At 65.9% G+C, this 19,381-nt stretch carries 17 protein-coding genes; 11 read left to right on the top strand and 6 right to left on the bottom strand.

What is annotated here, in order from left to right; translation table 11 throughout:
- The first annotated feature begins 3 nt into the window (after positions 1-3).
- Positions 4-843, top strand: a complete 840-nt coding sequence (locus U9970_RS03175; protein WP_322765267.1) for a tetratricopeptide repeat protein — start codon at positions 4-6, stop codon at positions 841-843.
- Here the strand turns inward: U9970_RS03175 and U9970_RS03170 are convergent.
- Positions 773-1,153, bottom strand: coding sequence for a hypothetical protein (locus U9970_RS03170; RefSeq protein WP_322765266.1), 381 nt, complete (start codon positions 1,151-1,153; stop codon positions 773-775). The genes U9970_RS03175 and U9970_RS03170 overlap by 71 nt on opposite strands.
- A gap of 88 nt (positions 1,154-1,241) precedes the next feature.
- Between U9970_RS03170 and xth the strand changes: the two genes are divergently transcribed.
- Positions 1,242-2,060, top strand: coding sequence for an exodeoxyribonuclease III (xth, locus tag U9970_RS03165; RefSeq protein ID WP_322765265.1), 819 nt, complete (start codon positions 1,242-1,244; stop codon positions 2,058-2,060).
- A gap of 6 nt (positions 2,061-2,066) precedes the next feature.
- Here xth and U9970_RS03160 read toward each other — a convergent pair whose 3' ends face one another.
- Positions 2,067-3,548 carry an FAD-linked oxidase C-terminal domain-containing protein gene (locus U9970_RS03160; RefSeq protein WP_322765264.1) on the bottom strand — a complete coding sequence of 494 codons (1,482 nt, stop codon included), beginning with the start codon at positions 3,546-3,548 and terminating at the stop codon, positions 2,067-2,069.
- A 177-nt stretch (positions 3,549-3,725) separates the two neighbouring features.
- Between U9970_RS03160 and hemL the strand changes: the two genes are divergently transcribed.
- The 6 genes from hemL to U9970_RS03130 are packed head-to-tail and all read left to right on the top strand — an operon-like array spanning position 3,726 to position 9,529.
- Positions 3,726-4,964 carry a glutamate-1-semialdehyde 2,1-aminomutase gene (gene hemL / locus U9970_RS03155; protein WP_322766000.1) on the top strand — a complete coding sequence of 413 codons (1,239 nt, stop codon included), beginning with the start codon at positions 3,726-3,728 and terminating at the stop codon, positions 4,962-4,964.
- Positions 4,961-6,187: an ABC transporter substrate-binding protein gene (locus tag U9970_RS03150; RefSeq protein WP_322765263.1), complete on the top strand. Its 1,227-nt coding sequence runs from the start codon at positions 4,961-4,963 to the stop codon at positions 6,185-6,187. The genes hemL and U9970_RS03150 overlap by 4 nt, the downstream gene beginning before the upstream one ends.
- Before the next feature lie 9 nt (positions 6,188-6,196).
- Positions 6,197-7,129 carry a branched-chain amino acid ABC transporter permease gene (locus U9970_RS03145; protein ID WP_322765262.1) on the top strand — a complete coding sequence of 311 codons (933 nt, stop codon included), beginning with the start codon at positions 6,197-6,199 and terminating at the stop codon, positions 7,127-7,129.
- A gap of 5 nt (positions 7,130-7,134) precedes the next feature.
- Positions 7,135-8,043 carry a branched-chain amino acid ABC transporter permease gene (locus U9970_RS03140; RefSeq protein WP_322765261.1) on the top strand — a complete coding sequence of 303 codons (909 nt, stop codon included), beginning with the start codon at positions 7,135-7,137 and terminating at the stop codon, positions 8,041-8,043.
- The gene (locus U9970_RS03135) at positions 8,040-8,804 is read left to right on the top strand and encodes an ABC transporter ATP-binding protein (RefSeq protein WP_322765260.1); all 765 of its coding nucleotides are present in this window, start codon (positions 8,040-8,042) and stop codon (positions 8,802-8,804) included. Before U9970_RS03140 ends, U9970_RS03135 begins: the two co-directional genes overlap by 4 nt.
- Positions 8,801-9,529: an ABC transporter ATP-binding protein gene (locus U9970_RS03130; RefSeq protein ID WP_322765259.1), complete on the top strand. Its 729-nt coding sequence runs from the start codon at positions 8,801-8,803 to the stop codon at positions 9,527-9,529. Before U9970_RS03135 ends, U9970_RS03130 begins: the two co-directional genes overlap by 4 nt.
- A 107-nt stretch (positions 9,530-9,636) precedes the next feature.
- On the opposite strand, the gene ggt is transcribed toward U9970_RS03130, so the two are convergent.
- From ggt to U9970_RS03115, 3 genes are read right to left on the bottom strand one after another with little or no spacing between them, the layout of a single operon-like run.
- Entirely contained in the window at positions 9,637-11,439 is a 1,803-nt protein-coding gene (ggt, locus tag U9970_RS03125; protein ID WP_322765258.1) for a gamma-glutamyltransferase, read from the bottom strand.
- Complete coding sequence (locus tag U9970_RS03120; protein ID WP_322765257.1) at positions 11,436-15,218, bottom strand: hydantoinase B/oxoprolinase family protein; 3,783 nt, start codon at positions 15,216-15,218, stop codon at positions 11,436-11,438. Before U9970_RS03120 ends, ggt begins: the two co-directional genes overlap by 4 nt.
- A gap of 4 nt (positions 15,219-15,222) precedes the next feature.
- Positions 15,223-15,714, bottom strand: a complete 492-nt coding sequence (locus U9970_RS03115) for a YajQ family cyclic di-GMP-binding protein (protein WP_322765256.1) — start codon at positions 15,712-15,714, stop codon at positions 15,223-15,225.
- Positions 15,715-15,915: 201 nt separating this feature from the next.
- Here U9970_RS03115 and glsA point away from each other — a divergent pair, with 201 nt between their 5' ends.
- The 3 genes from glsA (at position 15,916) to U9970_RS03100 (ending at position 18,818) form a co-directional block, all read left to right on the top strand.
- Positions 15,916-17,640 (top strand): glutaminase A, encoded by a 1,725-nt coding sequence (gene glsA, locus U9970_RS03110; RefSeq protein ID WP_322765255.1) that lies wholly within the window; start codon positions 15,916-15,918, stop codon positions 17,638-17,640.
- 24 nt (positions 17,641-17,664) lie between these two features.
- The gene (locus U9970_RS03105) at positions 17,665-18,087 is read left to right on the top strand and encodes an MAPEG family protein (protein ID WP_322765254.1); all 423 of its coding nucleotides are present in this window, start codon (positions 17,665-17,667) and stop codon (positions 18,085-18,087) included.
- A gap of 107 nt (positions 18,088-18,194) precedes the next feature.
- The gene (locus U9970_RS03100; RefSeq protein ID WP_322765253.1) at positions 18,195-18,818 is read left to right on the top strand and encodes a hypothetical protein; all 624 of its coding nucleotides are present in this window, start codon (positions 18,195-18,197) and stop codon (positions 18,816-18,818) included.
- A 31-nt stretch (positions 18,819-18,849) separates the two neighbouring features.
- On the opposite strand, the gene U9970_RS03095 is transcribed toward U9970_RS03100, so the two are convergent.
- Entirely contained in the window at positions 18,850-19,362 is a 513-nt protein-coding gene (locus U9970_RS03095) for an LOG family protein (protein ID WP_322765252.1), read from the bottom strand.
- Positions 19,363-19,381: the final 19 nt, after the last annotated feature.

The raw sequence follows: 19,381 nt of genomic DNA, 5'->3' as shown, positions 1-19,381 counted from the left end.
CCAATGCCCGCCGCTCCCAACCGTTCCGGGATCTGGACTGGGCTCGCCATTGCGGGGGCTGGAGCGCTGTGCATCGGTGCTGGCTGGTGGCTGGGACAGCTGCAGGGCGGTTCGGCTGGATCCGATCCCTCCCGCACGGCCCTGGAGCGTCAGGCCTCCTCCCTGCAGCAGCGGCTCAACCAGGGCGAGGCCAGCCAGGCCGAACAGCAGCGGCTGCTGGAGCTACTGGTAGCTCTGGACCGCAAAGCGGAGGCCACAGCGCTGCTGGAACGCCTGGCCGACCAGCAACCCCAACAGTGGTCGCTGCGGCTGCTGCTAGCCGAGCTGCGCCGCGACCAGCAGGACCGCAGCGGCGCTGAGCGGGAGGTGCGCCAACTGCTCAACCTGCGGCCCGACCAGATCGAGGGCCTGCAGCTGATGGCCCTGCTGCAACTGGAAATGGGGCGTGGAGCCCTGGCCCAGAGCCAGCTGGAGGCGGCGCTGCAAAGGGCTAGCAAACCCCAGCTGAAGCCGGAGGCCCTGCCAATCGGCCTGCTGCTTGCCAACCTGCTGCAAAAGCGAGGTCAGCCGGGCCAGGCCGAGTCGCGGCTGCTCAAATTGGCCGCAGAATTCCCCACCGACCAACGCCCCCTGCTGGCGCGGGCGATGCTGCAGCAGGAGCGCGGTGACATCAAAGGAGCCCAGGAGTCGCTGGCTCTAGCCCGCGCCCGTAAACCTGGCCCAAGCGACCCGCGCCTGGATCAGGTGGCCGCCGCCTGGGGGTTGGCGCCGCTCAGGGCCCCTTCACCATTACCGCCGGGGAAGCCGACGCCGGCGCCGCAGGCGGAGAGTGGAAATCCCTGAGGGCCGCGTCCACCGCATCGCCAGGGGGAGTGGCGTCGTCCATGGCGGTGGCCTTGCGCAGCTTGTTCATCAAGTCGATCGGATTGGCGGAATCGAGCACCGATCCACCTCGATTGGTGCCGGTGCCGTAATCGAGCTCCCGCTCCTGCTGCGGGCTGCTGATCGTTTGGCCGTAGCCCCTCTCCTGGGCCCGGGCCGCTCCAACTCCAGCTACAGATGCAACCCCTGCGGCCAAAGCAAGCGTTGCGCCGAAGTAGCCCAGGGCCTTCATAGGGCGTGGGCGAGGAAGCGGCGAACTATCAGCAGCCATGGGTTATGCACTCCGATGCTCTCGAAGTCCCATCCTAGGTGCGTTCCCCAGGGTGGGTTTCGGCCGCCTCCCTGCTGACCCCCTACCTATGAAGATCGCCACCTGGAACGTCAACTCGGTGCGCACCCGCCTCGAGCAGGTGCTGGCCTGGCTGCAACAGGAACGCCCGGAGGTGCTGTGCCTGCAGGAAACCAAGGTGACCGATGAGCTTTTTCCGCGTGAAGCCTTTGAGGCCCTGGGCTATGCGGTGGCCATCAGCGGCCAGAAGGCCTACAACGGCGTCGCCATCCTCAGCCTGCTACCCCTCGAGGACGTGCAGATCGGCTTTGGGGCCCTGCTGCCCCACGACCCGGAATCGCCTGGCCTGAGTGAGCAGAAACGGGTGATCAGCGCCCTGATCGACGGCATCCGGGTGCTGAATCTCTACGTGCCCAACGGCAGCTCGCTCAAGAGCGAAAAGTACGCCTACAAGCTTAAGTGGTTGGCCTGCCTGCGGCGCTACCTAGAGGAGCAAGAGAGCCAGGGAGACCCCCTCTGCATGGTGGGCGACTTCAACATCGGCCCCGAGCCCCGCGACATCCACGATCCGGAGCGACTCAGCGGCGGCATCATGGCTAGCGAGGCGGAGCGCTCAGCCCTACAGCAGCTGCTGGGCGAGCGGCTCACAGACGTGTTTCGGGTGTTCGAGCCTGAGGCCGGGCACTGGAGCTGGTGGGACTACCGCACCGGCGCCTGGGACCGGGACCGGGGCTGGCGTATCGACCACATCTACCTCTGCGAACAACTGCTCGCCTGCGCCACCAGCTGCGTGATCCACAAGGCCACCCGCGGCCATGAGCAGCCCAGCGACCACGCCCCGGTGGTGGTGAATCTGGTGTGGCCGCCTGAAACCGACGACTGGAACTAAGCCCGGTTAAAACACCACCGCTTCGTCGGGCAGCGCCTGGCCCTGGGCCTGCAGCACCGCCACCCTGCGGGCCGATTCGCCGCAACTAGTTGGGGTGGGGAAGATCTTGCCGGGATTAGCAATATTCAACGGATCGAAGGCCCGGCGCACCAGCTGCATCGTGGCCAGGTCATCGGGGCTATACATCCAGTCGAGGTAGCAGCGCTTATCGCTACCCACCCCGTGCTCACCGCTGATGCTGCCCCCCTCATCCACACACAGCCGCAAAATGTCGGCGCCCAGGGCCTTCACCCGCTCCTCGATGCCAGGCTCTTTGGCCGAATAAAGGATCAGGGGGTGCAGGTTGCCGTCGCCGGCATGAAAAACATTGGCCACCGGCAAGCCGTAGCTGGCGCTGAGCTGCTCAATGGCCGCCAGCACCCGCGGCAGGGCACTGCGGGGCACGACGCCGTCCTGGAGGTAGTAGCTGGGGAAGCGCCTGCCCAGAGCGGAGATCGCCGACTTACGACCCTTCCAAAGCAGCGCCCGCTCCTGCGCATCGGTGGCCTGGCGCACGGTGCGGGCCCCCGCCTGGGAGCAGAGCTGGGTGGCGAGCTGCACCGCCGCGACCACCTCCCGCTCCTGCCCGTCCAGCTCGATCAACAGCAGCGCCGCCGCATCGCAGGGATATTCATCAGCGCCGAAGTAGTCATTCACCGCCTCGATCGTGAGGCGATCCATCATTTCCATGCCAGCAGGCAGCATCCCGGCGGCAGTCACCTGACGCACCGCCTCGCCGGCCGCTTCCATGCTGGTGAAGTCGGCTAGCAGCACGGCCACGCTCTGGGGCGCCCGCAGCAGCCTCAGGGTGATCGCCGTAGCGATACCCAAAGTGCCCTCACTGCCGATGAAGGTGCCCCGCAGATCGAGTTCGGGGGTTTCGTCGAGCTCGCTGCCCAAGGTGGTAACGCTGCCATCTGGCAGCACCACCTCCAGGCCCAGCACGTGGTTGCTGGTGACGCCGTACTTGAGGCAGTGCACGCCACCGGAATTTTCGGCCACGTTGCCGCCGATGCTGCAGGCCACCTGGCTGGAAGGGTCTGGGGCGTAATAGAAGCCATCGCCGGCCACCGCCCGCGTCACCCAGCTGTTGATCACACCGGGCTGCACCGTGATGCGCTGGTTTTCCAGATCTATGGCCAGCACCTGGCGCATGCGGCTGGTGGCTATCACCAGGGACTCGATCTCGGCTACGGCGCCGCCTGAGAGGCCGGTGCCGCTACCCCGGGCCACAAACGGCACCCCCTGCTGGTGGCAGAGCTTTACCGCGGCAGCCACCTGGGCCGTCGTCTCAGGCAGCACCACCAGGGGCGGTTGGTGCCGGCTCAGGGTGAGGCCATCGCAGTCGTAGGCCAGCAGCTCCTGGCGCGCCGAAACGACGGCGCGGGGTGGCAGGAACTGGCGTAATCGCCGCTCCATCTCTGGCCAATTGATGCCCAGATGACCCATCGCAAGAGCCCCAACTTACCGAAAAAGCACTACGGGCCTGTTTTGGGTCAGGATGGTTGACGGTTTTGTTTCTCTGTGGGTTCCGCTTTGACCTCGGCTGCCACCTCCGCCCCGGCCTCGGGTTCTGCCCTTAACACGAGCCGCTCCCAGGAGCTCTTCAATGCTGCCCAGAGCTTGATGCCAGGTGGCGTCAGCTCGCCGGTGCGGGCGTTTAAGTCGGTCGGTGGCCAGCCGATCGTCTTCGATCGGGTCAAGGGCTCCTACGCCTGGGACGTAGACGGCAACCGCTACATCGACTACATCGGCAGCTGGGGGCCAGCGATCTGCGGCCATGCCCACCCGGAGGTGATCGCAGCCCTGCACGAGGCCCTCGACAAGGGCACCAGCTTCGGCGCCCCCTGCGCCCTGGAAAACACCCTCGCCGAGATGGTGATCGCAGCCGTGCCTTCGGTGGAGATGGTGCGCTTCGTCAACAGCGGCACCGAGGCCTGCATGTCGGTGCTGCGCCTGATGCGCGCCTTCACCGGCCGCGAAAAGATCATCAAATTCGAGGGTTGTTATCACGGCCACGCCGACATGTTTTTGGTGAAGGCCGGCTCCGGGGTGGCCACCCTGGGCCTGCCCGATTCCCCTGGCGTGCCCCGCAGCACCGCCGCCAGCACCCTTACCGCCCCCTACAACGACCTGGAGGCCGTCAAGCAGCTCTTCGCCGAGAACCCCGGTGAAATTGCCGGCGTGATTCTTGAGCCGGTGGTGGGCAATGCGGGCTTCATCACTCCCGAGCCAGGCTTCCTCGAGGGCATCCGCGAGCTCACCAAGGAAAACGGCGCCCTGCTCGTTTTCGACGAGGTGATGACCGGTTTCCGCATCAGCTACGGCGGCGCCCAGGCCAAATTCGGCGTCACCCCCGACCTCACCACCATGGGCAAGGTGATCGGTGGCGGCCTGCCCGTGGGGGCCTACGGCGGCCGGGCCGACATCATGGCGATGGTGGCTCCAGCCGGCCCCATGTATCAAGCCGGCACCCTCAGCGGCAATCCCCTGGCGATGACCGCCGGCATCAAGACCCTGCAGCTGCTCCAGCAGCCCGGCACCTACGAGCGCCTAGAGGTAATGACCAAGCGGTTGGTCGCCGGCATCCTTGATGCTGCCCGCAGCGCCGGGCTGCCTATCTGCGGTGGCTCGATCAGCGCCATGTTTGGCTTCTTCCTCTGCGATGGCCCGGTGCGCAACTTTGAGGCTGCCAAGGCGGCCGACACGGTTCGCTTCGGCAAGCTGCACCGCGCCATGCTTGAGCGCGGCGTTTATCTGGCCCCAAGCGCCTTCGAGGCGGGCTTCACCTCCCTGGCCCACTCCGACGCCGACATCGACGCCACCATCGCCGCCTTCCGCGAATGCTTCGCGGCAGTGACTTGAGCCCAGCCCCCATGAAGCTTCGTCTTGCCTCCAGCCTGGCCGCCCTGCTCTCTGCTGCAGCGGCACTCAGCGCCTGCCAGGGCTCAGACGATCAAGGTCCGGTCAATCTCAGCAAGGGCGTTCCCGTTGGGGCAGTTTTGGCCCTCACCGGCAATGCCAACGTTTACGGCCAGGACCAAAAAATCGGCATCGAGCTCGCCCTTGCAACCCTCAATGGCGCCGGCGGAGTTAATGGCAAACCCCTCGCCCTGAGCATCGAAGACGGGGGCAGCGCCGAGCCCAGTGCCAACGCTGCCGTCTCCTTGCAGATCAACCGGGGCATACTTGCCCTGATCGGCCCCACCCTCTCCCAGCAATCATTTTCTGCCGGTCCTATCGCCCAGCGCCGGGGCGTGCCCTTGGTGGCTCCTTCTAATACCGCCACCGGCATTCCGGAGATCGGCTATTTCATTAGCCGGGTATCAGCCCAAAGCTCGGTGATCGCGCCGCTCTCGATTGCCAAGGCCCTGCAACTCAACCCGGGCATCCGCCGGGCAGCGGTGTTTTACGCCCAAGACGACGCGTACAGCACCGCCGAGACGGTGATCTTCCAGCAGGCCCTCACAGCCAAAGGCCTCAAGCCAGTCACGGTGCAACGCACCCAGCTCAACGACCAGGACTTCCAGAGCCAGATCACCGCCGCCCTCAATCAGAAGCCCGATCTGGTGGTGCTGTCGCTGCAGGCCATGGATGGCGGCAACCTGATCCGCCAGTTGCGGGAGCTCGGCTACCGCGGCGCGATCGTGGTGGGCAATGGCATGAACACGCCAAACATCTACCCGATCTGCCAGAAGTATTGCGACGGCATCTTGATCGCTCAGGCCTACAGCCCGGAGCTGGCCACGCCCGCCAACCAGCGCTTTACTGCCGCCTTCGCTGCAGCCCAGGCCCGCAATCCCAAGGTCAGCCCGATCCCACCCCAGCTCACCGCCCAGGCCTACACCGCCATGCAGGTGATCGGCGAAGCGCTCGCTCGCCTCGATCGCAGCCGACCGCTCAAGGGCCTCAGCGTCAGCAAGGCCCGCCGGGCCTTGATGGCTGAAATCCTCGGCGGCACCTACCAAACACCCCTTGGAGAAATCCGCTTCACCCCCGAGGGCGAGGTGATTCAGAAAAACTTCTTCGTCGCCCAGGTGCGCATGAATGCTGGGGGCAAAAGCGGTCGCTTTAGCCTGCTGCCCTAGGGGAGCGGCATGGAAGGCCTGCTGCAACTGCTGTTCAACGGGCTCTCGGTAGGAGCTGTTTACGCCCTGTTTGCCCTTGGCTACACCTTGGTGTTTTCAGTGCTGGGGGTGATCAACTTCGCTCACGGGGCGATCTTCACCCTGGGTGGTTACTTCACCTATCTGCTGATTGGAGGCGCGGTGGGTGCCAATGGTTTGCTGGCCGGCCTGCAGCTCCCCTTTGCCCTGCCCTTCTGGCTGGCCCTACCACTGGCGGGCGTGGCTGCCGCCGCCGTGGCCCTGGTGGTGGAGCGCATCGCCTTTCGCCCCCTGCGCGATCGAGGCTCCGATCCCCTGCTGGCCCTGATCACCAGCCTGGGCGCCGGGGTGATTTTGGTGAACCTGATCCAGCTGCTGGTGGGAGCCGAGAGTTATTCGATCCCGGTGGGCACCCTTGGCTCCCTGCCAGCTGCGCTGAGCATCGCCGGTGCCAAGGTGCGCACCGTGCAGGTGATCCTGCTGGCCATAGCCGGCCTGCTGCTGGCAGCCCTTTCGATCTGGATAGACGGCAGCCGCAGCGGCAAGGCACTGCAGGCCGTTTCCGAAGACCCGGTGACCGCCCAGCTGCTTGGCATCAACAGCAGCCGTATGATCCAGATCTCCTTCGGCATCAGTGGCTTCCTGGCCGGTATGGCCGGCGGACTGGTGGGGTTGAGCGTCAGCATCGCCGGGCCTTACTTCGGCATTGGCTACGGGCTCAAGGGGCTGGGAGTGCTGGTGCTTGGCGGGCTCGGCAGCGTGCCTGGCGCCGTGCTGGGAGGCTTGATCATCGGACTGGCCGAGGCCTGCGTGCCCTCCGACCTATCGGGCTACAAAGATGCAGTCTCCTTTGGCTTCCTGTTCCTGGTGCTGTTGATCAGGCCCCAGGGTCTGCTGGGCCGCCCCCAGCCCAACAAGGTGTGATCAGCATGGATGCCGGCCTGCTCGAACAAATGCTGCTTGGGGCCCTGCTGGGCCTATCGGTGTACCTGCCCCTGCGCTGCGGCCAGCTCTCCCTCGCCACCCCGGGCTTCTTCGCCATTGGCGGCACGGTGGCAGCCCTGCTCTCTACGCGGCTGCCCGCCCTAGCCGGCAGCGGCAGCACCTACCCGATCACTTCAGTTTTGCTAGAGATGGCGCTAGCAGGCCTGCTCACCGGCGTGCTGGCCCTGGGCCTGGGTCGAGTGGTGCTGCGGCTGCGGGGCATCTACCTAGCCATCGCCACGATCGCCCTGGTCGAAATCCTGCGGGTTGTCACCCTCAACCTGGAGTTCACCGGCGGAGCCCTGGGCATTTTCGGCATCCCCCAGCCATTTGATAGCGCCGCTGGCTACGCCGCCTTCACCCTGGCGCTGTTGGCGCTGATCTGCTGGCTATGCGACCGGCTCGAAAAGACTCGGCCCGGACGGGCCATGGCCGCCATCCGCGACGACGAACTAGCCGCCGCCAGCCAGGGCATCAACACCGCCGACAGCAAGCTGCTTGCCTTTGTACTCAGCGCCCTAGTGGCGGGGATCACAGGTGTTGTGGCAGCCCACTTCCTCAACTCCTGGAACGCCAAGCTGGGCAACTTCGACGCAAGCATCACCACCCTGGCGTTCGTGGTGTTCGGCGGCTCGCGCACCTGGCTGGGTCCGGTATTTGGTGGCCTGCTGCTCACCGCCTTACCAGAACTGCTGCGCCCGGTCGGCGACCTGCGCTTGATTGTCTTTGGCGCCGTGATTCTGGTCGGTCCCCTGTTCTTTCCCCAAGGAGTGATTACCCCGGAGCTGTTTAAGACACTCAAGCGAATAATGCGGCGCACCCCCACCCCAGCAGCGCAGGGTGGAAAGCCATGAGCCTGCTTCAGGTGGAGAATGTGGGGGTGCGCTTCGGTGGCCTGCAAGCCTTGCAGGGTGTCGATTTAGAGGTGCAGCAGGGCGAGATTTTTGGCCTACTTGGCCCCAATGGTGCCGGCAAGACCACCCTGTTCAACGTGATCTCTGGCCTCACCGCTGCCAGCAGCGGCCGCGTGAGCTGGCGGGGGGCAAGCCTTGCTGGCCTCAGCAACCACCGCATTGCCCGTCTCGGCATCGCGCGCAACTTCCAAAATCTGCGCTTGTTCAGCAGCATGAGCTGCCTTGAAAATGTGCTCGTGGGCCTGCATCAGCACGGCCGTCAGCCGCCCCTAGCGGCCCTGCTGCAAACCCAGTCCTTTCGCCGCCGCGAAGCCCAGCTGCATCAACAGGCTCTAGAGCTGCTTGCCCTATTCCAGCTGGAAGCCGCTGCCCACCAAAACGCGGCCAGCCTTTCCTATGGAGACCGGCGCCGCCTGGAGATGGCCCGGGCCCTGGCCAGCCGTCCCCAGCTGCTACTGCTCGATGAGCCGGCCGCTGGCATGAACCCCTCAGAGAAAGATGAGCTGCGGGAGCTGATCCGGAGCATCCGGGACCAGTTCAAGCTGACGGTGCTGATCATTGAGCACCATGTGCCCTTGATGTTGGGCCTTTGCGACCGGCTGGCAGTCCTCAACTTCGGCCAACGCATCGCCCTGGGCAGCCCCGAGCAGGTGCGGCGCGATCCGGCCGTGATCGAGGCCTATCTGGGCGGTGGCGCATGAACGGACCCCAAGCGCCCCTGCTCGAGCTTCGCAACCTGGTGGTGCGCTACGGCAGCATCACGGCTCTGCATGGCATCAATCTGACGGTGCAAGCCGGCGAGCTGGTGACCCTGCTGGGGGCCAATGGCGCCGGTAAAAGCACCACCCTGCGGGCCATCTCCGGCCTGATTCACCCCGCCGGCGGCGAGATCCTCTGGCATGGCGGCTTGATCAATCGCCTGCGCACCGAGCGCACCGTGAAGTTGGGCATCAGCCACTGCCCGGAAGGTCGCCGGGTGCTCAGCCGCCAGTCGGTAGCCGACAACCTGGCCCTGGGCGCCTGGTTGCGCCGGGACAAAGCCGCAATCGCCAGAGATCTGGAGCGCTGCTACGCCCTATTTCCCCGCCTGGCCGAGCGCCGCAGCCAGCTGGCCGGCTCCCTTTCCGGCGGCGAGCAGCAGATGCTGGCCATCAGCCGCTCCCTGATGGCCAGGCCCAGCCTGTTGATGCTGGATGAGCCGAGTCTGGGATTAGCGCCCCGGCTTGTAGCCGAGGTGATGGCCGCCCTAGCCCAGCTGCACCGAGATGGGCTCACCATTTTGCTTGTAGAGCAAAACGCCCAGGCCGCCCTGACCATTGCCGATCGGGGCCTGGTTTTGGAGGCGGGCAGCATCAGCACCGGCGGCAGCGCCGAACAACTCCTGGCCGACGACAGCCTCCAGGCTTCCTATCTAGGGGCGAACTGACTATTGGCGAACTGAGCAGGGGCTGATTGCCGAGTGGCCCTCCGACAGCATCTGGGCGATCGGCATGTTGTTTGGCATTGGCATGGCGTTTTCCGCCATCAACCTGCTCACGGCCCCACCAAGCCAGCCGGCCAGTTGAGCGGCAGCTCGCCAATGGCCGCCGCATCGAGGCGGCGGGGATCGGCCACCCCCAAGCTGCCGCCCTCCGGCAACACCTCAACGCTGTTTGCCGATCCCATGGCGGCCGTAACAACTACTCGGTGGCCTTTCGCCTCCAGTAACCCCACGGTGTCAGGGCTTAGCCCCTGCTCCACGCTGATCTGATCGGGCCAGAGCTGGGAGTGGATGCGGGGGCTGGCCACGGCTGAGGCCAAATTCAACCCGTGCACCAGGCGGTTGAGCAGCACCTGCAACACCGTTGTGATGATGCGGCTGCCGCCAGGGCTGCCGGTAGCCAGCCAGGGCCGGCCATCGGGGCGAAACACCAAGGTGGGCGTCATCGAGCTCAGGGGACGCTTGCCCGGGGCGATGGCGTTAGCGCTGCCCTGCACCAGGCCATAGGCATTGGCCACACCGGGCTTGGCGGTGAAGTCGTCCATTTCGTTGTTGAGCAGGAAACCGGCACCAGGAACGCTGATGCCACTGCCGTAGGCGAAGTTGAGGGTGGTGGTGAGGGCCACCAGCCCGCCCTGAGGGTCGGCCACTGAAAGGTGGGTGGTGTTGGTGCCGCCAACCTGGAAGCCCTGGGCCGCTAGCTCGCTGGAGGGGCGATGGCGCTCCAGCCTGATCTGGGCCCGCAACCGCTGCGCATGGGCCGCGCTCAGCAAGCGCTCCAACGGCATCGCCACCTGGTCGGGATCGCCTAGCCAGTGGTTGCGATCGCGATAGGCGAGGTTCATCGCCTCCACCATCCGGTGCAGGCTGGCGGCACTGTTGAGACCCAGCTCGGCCAGGGGCATGGGCTCGAGCACCTGGAGCAGCTGCACCAGGGTGACCCCGCCACCACTGGGGGGCGGCATGGTGAGCACCGGATGGTTGCGGAACCTCGCCTGCAGGGGGCGCACCAGCTGGGCCCGGTAGCCCTTGAGGTCGGCATGGCGAATCAAGCCGCCCCGTTGGCGCATCAAGGTCACCAATGCGTCAGCAATCGGGCCCTCGTAGAAGCCCGTCTCGCCCTGGTCGGCGATGCGCCGCAGGCTGGCGGCAAGCAGGGGCTGGCGCCACAGCTGGGCAGGTCGCAGGGGTCGCTTAAGAAACAGCTGGCTGGAGGTGGGGTCCGACTGCAGCAGGGGTGTGGCCTGGCGCAGGGAATCGGCCAGTTCCTTGCCCACAGGAAAACCGCGGCTGGCCAGGCGGATCGCCGGCGCCATCACGGCGGCCCGAGAGAGCCGGCCATAGCAGCGCTGGCTCAGCAACAGACCGGCTGGGCTGCCAGGCACGGCCACACTCAACAGGCTGCGGGTGGCCCGCTGACGATCCACCTCGCCTTCGGGGCCGAGGAATATCCCAGCGGTGGCTGCCAGGGGCGCCGTCTCGCGAAAGTTCACGGCCACCGCCGTGCCGCGGCCAAGCCGCAGCTCCGGGGCGGTGGGGCAGCCCCGGCCCGCAGCCGGTGATGGCCCGGGCAGCCACAGCACCAAAAAACCACCGCCGCCGAGGTTGCCCGCCTGGGGCAGGGTGACCGCCAGGGCAAAGGCCGTGGCCACCGCCGCATCCACCGCATTGCCGCCACGGGCCAGGATCTCAGCGCCCGCTAGCGATGCCCAGCGCTCCTGGCTGGCCACCATGCCGGCGGCAGACCACTGGGGGTGGAAGCGCTGGCTGCGCTCCTGCAGCACCTCTGCCTGGGCTGGTGAGGCCAGCAGCGTCGCCAGCGCTAGCGCAGGCCAATTAACAACAACAGGGCTCATGGCCTGCTGGGGGCGCCGTAGCCCCCACCGCCGGGGGTCTCAATACAGAGGGCAACACCTGGCTGGAGCTCCAGCTCGCAGCAGCCGTCAAGCTGCCGGCTCGTGCCATCAACCCCAATCCAGGTGTTGCGGCCGCAGGCGCCCGGCAGCCCGCCGGCCAACCCCGCCGGAGCCACCCGCCGCGCACCGGAGATCAGGGCAACGGTCATCGGGGCCAAAAAACGCAACTGCCGCACCGCCCCATCGCCGCCACGAAACTGCCCATCCCCGCCCGATCCGGCCCGGATCCCAAAGCGCTCCAGCCGCACCGGAAAGCGCGTTTCCAAAATTTCCGGGTCGGTGATACGGGAGTTGGTCATGTGGCTCTGCACAGCGGCCGCCCCGTCAAAGCCGGCACCACCGGGGCGGATGCCGGCGCCGCTGCCCCCACCGATCGTTTCGTAGTACTGGCATTGGCCATTGCCAAAGCTGAGGTTGTTCATCGTGCCCTGGGCGGCGGCTTGCACCCCCAGCGCCGCAAACAGAGCGTTGGCTGCCGCTTGGGAGATTTCCACATTGCCGGCAACCACCGCCGCTGGTGGATTGGGATGCAGCAGGGAGCCCGGCGGCACGATCAGCTCGATCGGCTCGAAGCAGCCGGCATTGAGGGGGATCTGTTCACCTACCAAGCAGCGAAACACGTAGAGCACCACCGCCTTGGTTACGGCTAAGGGGGCGTTTAGATTGCCGCTGTGCTGGGGCGAGGTGCCGCTGAAATCAACCTGAACCCGGCGAGCCTCAGCGTCGATGCGAACAGCCACCTGGATGAAGGCGCCGTGGTCGAGCTCCACCCGGGCAGACCCGCTGCTGAGGTGCGCCAGCGCCCGACCCACCGCCTCGGCAGCGTGGGCTTGCCCGTGGGCCATGTAGGCCCGCACCTCTTCGAGGCCATGGCGCTCAATCAAGCGCCCCAGCTCCTGAACACCCAGCCGATTAGCCGCCGCCTGGGCCTGCAGATCGGCAAGCAACTGGTCGGGGTTGCGCACGGGATGGCTACCGGCAGCTAATCGCTGCCGCCACAGCGACTCATCAAAGTTGCCATTGCTCAAAAAGGGCACGTTGTCGAGTAGCAGGCCCTCATCGTCAATGCTGCGACTGAAGGCCGGCATCGAGCCAGGGGTGATGCCGCCCACATCGGCGTGGTGGCCGCGGCAGGCCACAAAAAACAAAGGGACCCCAGCCTGGGAGTCGCCCAAGCCAGGGACAAAAACCGGCGTGATGGCGGTGATGTCTGGAAGATGGGTGCCGCCGTTGTAGGGATTGTTTGAGAGCACCACATCGCCAGAAGCCAATGGGGGACGCTCGCCCCGGGCGATGGCCGCAAGCAGGCTGACCACGCTGTCGCCCATCGAACCGAGGTGCACCGGGATATGGGGGGCATTGGCTACCAGCTGACCCGCAGCATCGAAGAGGGCGCAGGAGAAATCGAGCCGCTCGCGGATGTTCACCGAGCGGGCGCTCTGCTGCAGCCGCCCGCCCATCTGCTCGGCGATGGCGGCAAAGCGGTGGTTGTAAAGCTCAAGCAGGGTGGGATCGGGCCCCTGCTCCACAAGTTCAACAGCCTGATCACCAGCCTGGCTAACCCCGCTGCTGGCCGCCGCCGCGCCTTCCCGCTCCAACAGCAGGGCTCCATCGGCTAGCACCAGGGCTTGCCAGCCAGGCTCCAACACGGTGGTGCTGGTCGCATCGACAATCAGGGCTGGCCCCGCGAGCCTTTGCTGGGGCTGCAGCTGGGAGCGCTGCCACAGCGGCACCGGCCGCCAGCCAGACGCCTCGCCCAGCCACAGAGGAGTGGTTGGGGCAAGCGGGGCTGCAGCAACAGCCTGTCCTCGAACCACTACCTGCTCTGCAACCAGCGCCGGGGGAGCCAGTTCCACCAGCAGGCGCTCCACGATCCAGTCTTCGCCCACCGGGCGATAGCCGAAGCGCTGCAGATGGGCGGCGCTAAAAGCTCGCTGCAGGTCTTCCACCCCTTGCTCGTCTGGCAACCACGCCACCTCCAGACCCCGCTCACTGCCGGCGGCCCGCAGCTCCAGCTGCACCCCAATCCGGCCAGTGGCCCCCTCGGCCAAATCCCCCAGCCGGCGCAGGTCGGCGAGTCCCTGCTGCTCCAGCTCGGCGCAGCGCTGACGTAGCAGGGGCAGGCTGTCGGGGCGCAGCGGCAACCGCGGCGAGCACTCCAGCAGCAGCCTCTGCTCGGCCATGCCGAGGCCATAGGCGGAAAGCACCCCTGCCAAGGGGTGGAGCAACACCCGCGTCACAGCCAGCACCTCGGCCAGGCGGCAGGCATGCTGACCGCCAGCCCCGCCGTAGCTCACCAACAGGGCCTCGCGCAGGTCGTGGCCGCGTTGGATCGAGATGCGGCGCAGGGCTTCCGCCATCGTTTCAATGGCGATCTGCAGGGCCCCTGCCGCCAGCCGCTCCGGACTGATCCCGGGTGCCACCTCGGCCATCTCAAGCGCCAGCTCCGCAAACCCTCGCCGCACCGCTTCCCCATCAGCGGGTTGGTCACCCTTGGGGCCAAACACCGCTGGCAGGGCGGCAAGCGGCAGACGGCCCAGCAGCACGTTGGCATCGGTGATGGTGAGCGGCCCGCCGCGGCGGTAAGCCGCCGGACCGGGATCAGCTCCTGCAGAAACAGGCCCAACCTGCAGCCGCCTGCCGTCAAAGCGCAGCACCGAGCCGCCGCCAGCAGCCACGGTGTGAATCGGCAACATCGGAGCTTTCAACTCCAGCCCAGCGATCTCGGTGGCAGGGCTGCGCTCCCAGGCCAGATCACCGCCTGCGTTTGAAAGGCAGCGATCATCGAAATGGAACACATCGGTGGAGGTGCCACCCATGTCGAAACCAACGATCGGCTGCGGCGGCAGCCCAGCGGCAGCAAGGGCCCTCCTGCCCACTGCCACGGCGCCCACCATGCCTCCGGCCGGCCCCGAGAGGATCGTGTCTTTGGCCAGCAGCAGCTCAGGCGCTGCCAGAGCCCCACTGGATCGCATCACCCGCAGCCGGGTTGCTGGTCCCAAGGCCCGCTGCACCTGGCGCAGGTAGCGGCCCAGCACCGGCGCCACCGCCGCCTCCACCAGGGCGGTCTGGCCGCGCGGCACCAGCCGGGGCTGGCTGCTGAGCCGATGGGAGAGCACCACGGCCTCGAAGCCCAGGGGTGCGAGCCACTGCTCCAGCTGCAGCTCCTGGCTGGAATTGCGGGTGCTGTGCAGCAGGGCCACCGCGCAACTGCTGTAGCCGTCGGCCTGGGCTTGCAGCAGCTGCTGCTGCAAATCCTCTCCCCACTGGAGCGGTGCAAGCTCGAATCCCTGCGCATCCAGGCGCCCCTCCACCTCCAGAACCCGCACCCGCAAGGGGCTGGGCCGCTGAATGGCGAGGGCAAAGAGGTCGGGGCGGTGCAGGTCGCCGATCCTGAGCAGGTCGGCAAAGCCGCGGTTGATCAGCAGCACCACCCCGGCGCCGCGCTGCTCGAGCAAGGCATTGGTGGCCACGGTGGTACCGAGCCTCACCTCCCGTACCAATCCCAGCGGCAGGGGGCTGCCGGCCAAAACGCCGGGCTCCCGGCTCAGCAGGGCAGCTATCGCCCGCACGGCCGGGTCCCCCGGGCACTCCGGCTGCACCGAAAGCACCTTGCGCACCAGCAGCTCGCCGGCGGGGCTGCAGCCCACCACGTCTGTGAAGGTGCCACCCCGATCAACCCAGAACCGCCAACCAGGGGCAGAACAGACCGGCTGCACCGGCTCAGCGGTAGTTCTCAAACTGCAAAGGCACTTCCACGTCCTGGGCCTTGAGCAGGTTGATCGCCTGCTGAAGGTCGTCCTTGTTTTTGCCGGTGATCCGAAGGCTTTCGCCCTGGATCGAAACGGTCACCTTCTTGAGCTCGTCGCGCACGGTTTTGCTGAGCTGCTTGGCCAGCTCAGAGCTCAACCCTTTGCGCAGTTTCACCACCTGCTTGACCCGGTTACCCCCCACGGGTTCGGGGCTCTGAAAGTCAAAAATCTTCAGCGAGAGGTTGCGCTTGGTTGCCTTCTGGCGCAACACGTCCTCCACGGCCTGGAGGGTCATGTCGCTGGCGGTGGTGATGGTGAGGCTCGTCTCCTCCACCTCGATTTCGGTGTTGGAATCCTTGAGGTCGTAGCGGGTGCCCACGTCGCGGCGCACCTGATCGATGGTGTTGACGAGCTCCTGGCGATCGAAATCGCTCACCACATCGAAGGAATAGGTGTCGGCCATCGGAACGGGAGCTGAGAATCAGCACAATCGTTTCAGGAGCCTAGAAAAGAACCTCCGACTCGGCACTCCCCTGGCCAGCAGGCTCGGCCAGCACCGCCGGCAATTCGAAGCACAAGCCCCGAGCACCCTGGCTTGGTAGCAACCGCTACCTGTTGCCATGGGGGAGGGTGATCACTGTGGCCGAAAAGCCGCGAGTGCTCCATGGACCGCATGCAAGCGCTCTACGCGAGGGCCGCACGCGACGGCGCCGTATCCACCGCCAGCCTGCGCCATCACCTGCTGGCCAGTGGCTTGCAGGCCGACGACGGCCGGCTAGCGCAAACCTTTCAACAGCTCAACAGGCTCGGCGATGGCCCCCTGAGCCTCGAGGCCTTCTCCGCCCTGGTGGGTCCCGAGCTGCTGATGGTGTCGCGCGCACTCCACCAGCATCTGGTTATTCCGGAATGGCAGGACTTCCTCCAGGACATTGACTACCTCTTCCACCGGGTGTCAGCCAACCGCGGTGGCGCCAACGCCGATTACATTCCAATCCTGAGGGATGCAGACCCCGAGCTCTGGGGTGTAGCGATCTGTTCTGTAGATGGACAGCGCCTGGCCCTCGGCGATGTGGATGTGCACCACTCGATCCAGTCGGTATCGAAACCGATCACCTACGCCTACGCCCTTAGCCGGGAAGGCCCCGAGTTCACCCACCGGCACGTGGGGGTTGAACCCTCCGGCCTTCCCTTCAATGACCTCAGCCTGCTGGCTGACCGAAGGCCCTTTAACCCGAACGTGAATGCCGGCGCGATCATGATGGCCGGCCTGGTGACCTCCGGGTTTCCCGAGAGCGATGCCAGGGAGATCACAGGCCAGCTGATGGAGTTGTGGGCTGAGCTGTGCGGCCACTGTGGACCAGTGCGCTTCAGCGAAATCACGATGGAATCGGAGCGGGCCACGGCCAATACGAACTTCGCCATCGCCTATCTGCTGCAGGGCGGCATCGGCCTGCCCCGGGGCGTGGATCTCCAGAAGATGCTGGATGTCTACTTCTCCTGTTGCAGCATCGAGATGACCGCCCGGATGCTGTCGGTGGCAGCCGCCACCCTGGCCAATGGGGGCGTCTGCCCGATCACGGGACGCCAGGTGCTCTCCACTGAGATCGTGAAGCGCACCCTGGCGATCATGCAGACCTCGGGCCTGTACGACAACGCCGGCGTGTTCACTCTGGAGGTGGGGCTGCCGGCCAAATCGGGGGTGGCTGGATCGGTCCTGGTGGTGGCTCCCAACCTGCTCGGCCTGGCCACCTTCTCACCACGGCTCGATTCCTACGGCAATTCAGTGCGGGGCATTGCCCTCTGCAAGGAACTGGGGGAGCGCTTCCACCTGCACATGTACGACAACCTCTCGGGAGGCCACTCCGGCGGCAAGCGCGACCCGCGAGCTTCCCGCCAACGCAAGCACCAGGACCTCTCCGATCTGCGCTGGGGAATCTTGTATGGCGACACCAAAGCGCTGCTTGTGCGGGATCTGATCCTTCACTGCATCGTGGACATCAGCCTCGCCGATGGGGAGCTGGAGGCCTCCGAGCTGGCTGTGATGGAAAGGATCTATCAAGAGCTGATGGAAACCCCTGCCGAGCCCGGCGCCTTCGAAGCACTAGCCAAGGCCCGCAGCCTCCCGGATCCGCAGCCCGCCCACGCCCACACCACCTCCCCCTTCGAGCGCTTGATCGCAGAACTGTCCGAGCAGCGCAACCACATTGACGACAAAGCCCGCCTGATCATCCTTGAAACGTCCTTTCAAGTGGCCTGCGCCGATGGAATGATCGAAGCGCAAGAGCAGGAGCAACTGCACGCCATCGCCAGGGCGCTGGGAATCAACGAAGGGGTTGTGCAGCTCGAAATCAACGCCTTTGAGCGTGCCCACCACCGGGGCGAAACCTAGGCTGAACCGCAGCGTGCAGCGGCCATGCCCATCTCTCCCCAACTCGCCCCTTTCGCCTGGTCGTTGCTACTGGCAGCTGGCGTGGTGGTGTTCAGCATCGTGCCCCTGGGCGCCGCCCGCTCCCAGGCCAATTTCCAGATGCCCGATCTGGCCGCCCCCAGGGCAATGTTTGATCGCCTGCCGGCCTGGGGCAAGCGGGCCGCCTGGGCCCACCAAAACTGCTTTGAAGCCTTCACCCTGCATGCCCCGGCAGCCCTGCTGTGCTTACTGGCGGGGGTGACCAGCCCGATCGCCATAGCCGCCGCCTGGATTCACCCGGCCCTGCGTCTCGCCTACATCAGTGCCTACGTGGGCAACGTTCCACCCCTGCGGGGACTGTGCTGGGCCGGGGGCCTCACCTGCACAGGCGTCCTCTACGTGGAGGGGCTGCGGGCCCTGATCGGATGACAACGGCAGGCCCCTGACCTAAACCGGGTGCTGGATTGCAGCCACCACCGATGAGCCGAGGGGTTGGACGGAGCGGAAGGACTTCAGGGCGCTGGAGGAGCAGCGGCATGGCCCTGGTCACAACAACAGCCTTGCTGGCATTGGCCACAACGCCCCTGCTGACGCTCTCCGCGGCGGCCAATCCGTCCCACGGGGCCAGCAACCATGGCACCAAGAACCCGGATTACTGGAAGCGCGATTCCAACCGCTGGCACAGCAGCCGCTGGAATCCCAACGAGCAGCACAACCACTGGAACCGTCCGGTGGACTATCGCCGGCAGCATCCCGGCTGGGCACGCCACGACTGGCAGCGGCACCGGCCCTGGAAGCACGGCTGGTACGGACGGGGCTGGTACGGGGGAGCTCCCTCCTGGGGATGGTGGGGACCCAGGACCACGGCCTGGGGCATCACCGGCCTGGCCACCGCCGCCACGATCAACGCAGCGGTGAGCTCCGCCATCGACGCGAAGCAAACCACGATCGTGGTGCCGAACAGCACTTACCAGCTGGATTACGGATCCCTGAAGGCACCGAACGACCACGTGGTGACCTTCGTGGTCGACCGTGACGGCCGCAGCTACAGCATGGATGCAGACTGCGCCGATGGCGAGCTGAACGGCTACGCCCCCACGATCGCTGCCGAAGCCCAGTTGCTCAATGCGGCCTGCCAGGTGGCCTTCGGCAGTCCCTGAATAGCCCGACTGAGCTTCTCAGCTGAGAAGTTCAGTCAAAGAACATCACGCTGACAACCTTGCCCATGTCCTCCGCGACCCGGCAGCTGGCTAGCAGGGTTTCACTGTCGTGGAAGGCGTAACAAATCAGCTGATCGCAACGACTGATGATGTCTTGGTTGCAGAGGCTGCTTGCCATCGGCAGGGGCAGATCATCGTGCTCTGGCTTCTCCACCAGATGCAGCACCCGCTCCAATTGATCGCGAGACTCTCCGGGTTGGCGATCAAGGCTCTGGGGCAAAAGCACGGTGAGCCTGGCCGGATCAATCTCCAGCACGCTGCGAATCACCGCCGCGTTAACGCCCTGGGATCCAGAGGTGATCAGATTGTGACCCTCCTGGGCCAGGGAGCGGGCCACTAATTCGACCAGATGGATCGAAACCACGGGCACATGGCGACTACCCAAAATTGCAATTCGACGCTTGCTGCGGTCCTGGAGCATCGCCAGTTCCTGGGCCAGGGTGTCGATACGATCAATCGACGGAAGATCAAGGGACCGCGACACCAGTAGCCAGCTGCCAGTC

Origin of the sequence: Cyanobium usitatum str. Tous, from assembly GCF_963920485.1 — a bacterium.
Lineage (GTDB): Bacteria > Cyanobacteriota > Cyanobacteriia > PCC-6307 > Cyanobiaceae > Cyanobium_A > Cyanobium_A usitatum_A.
Note: the sequence above shows the minus strand (reverse complement) of the source record. Positions and strands in the feature narration are given on the sequence as shown.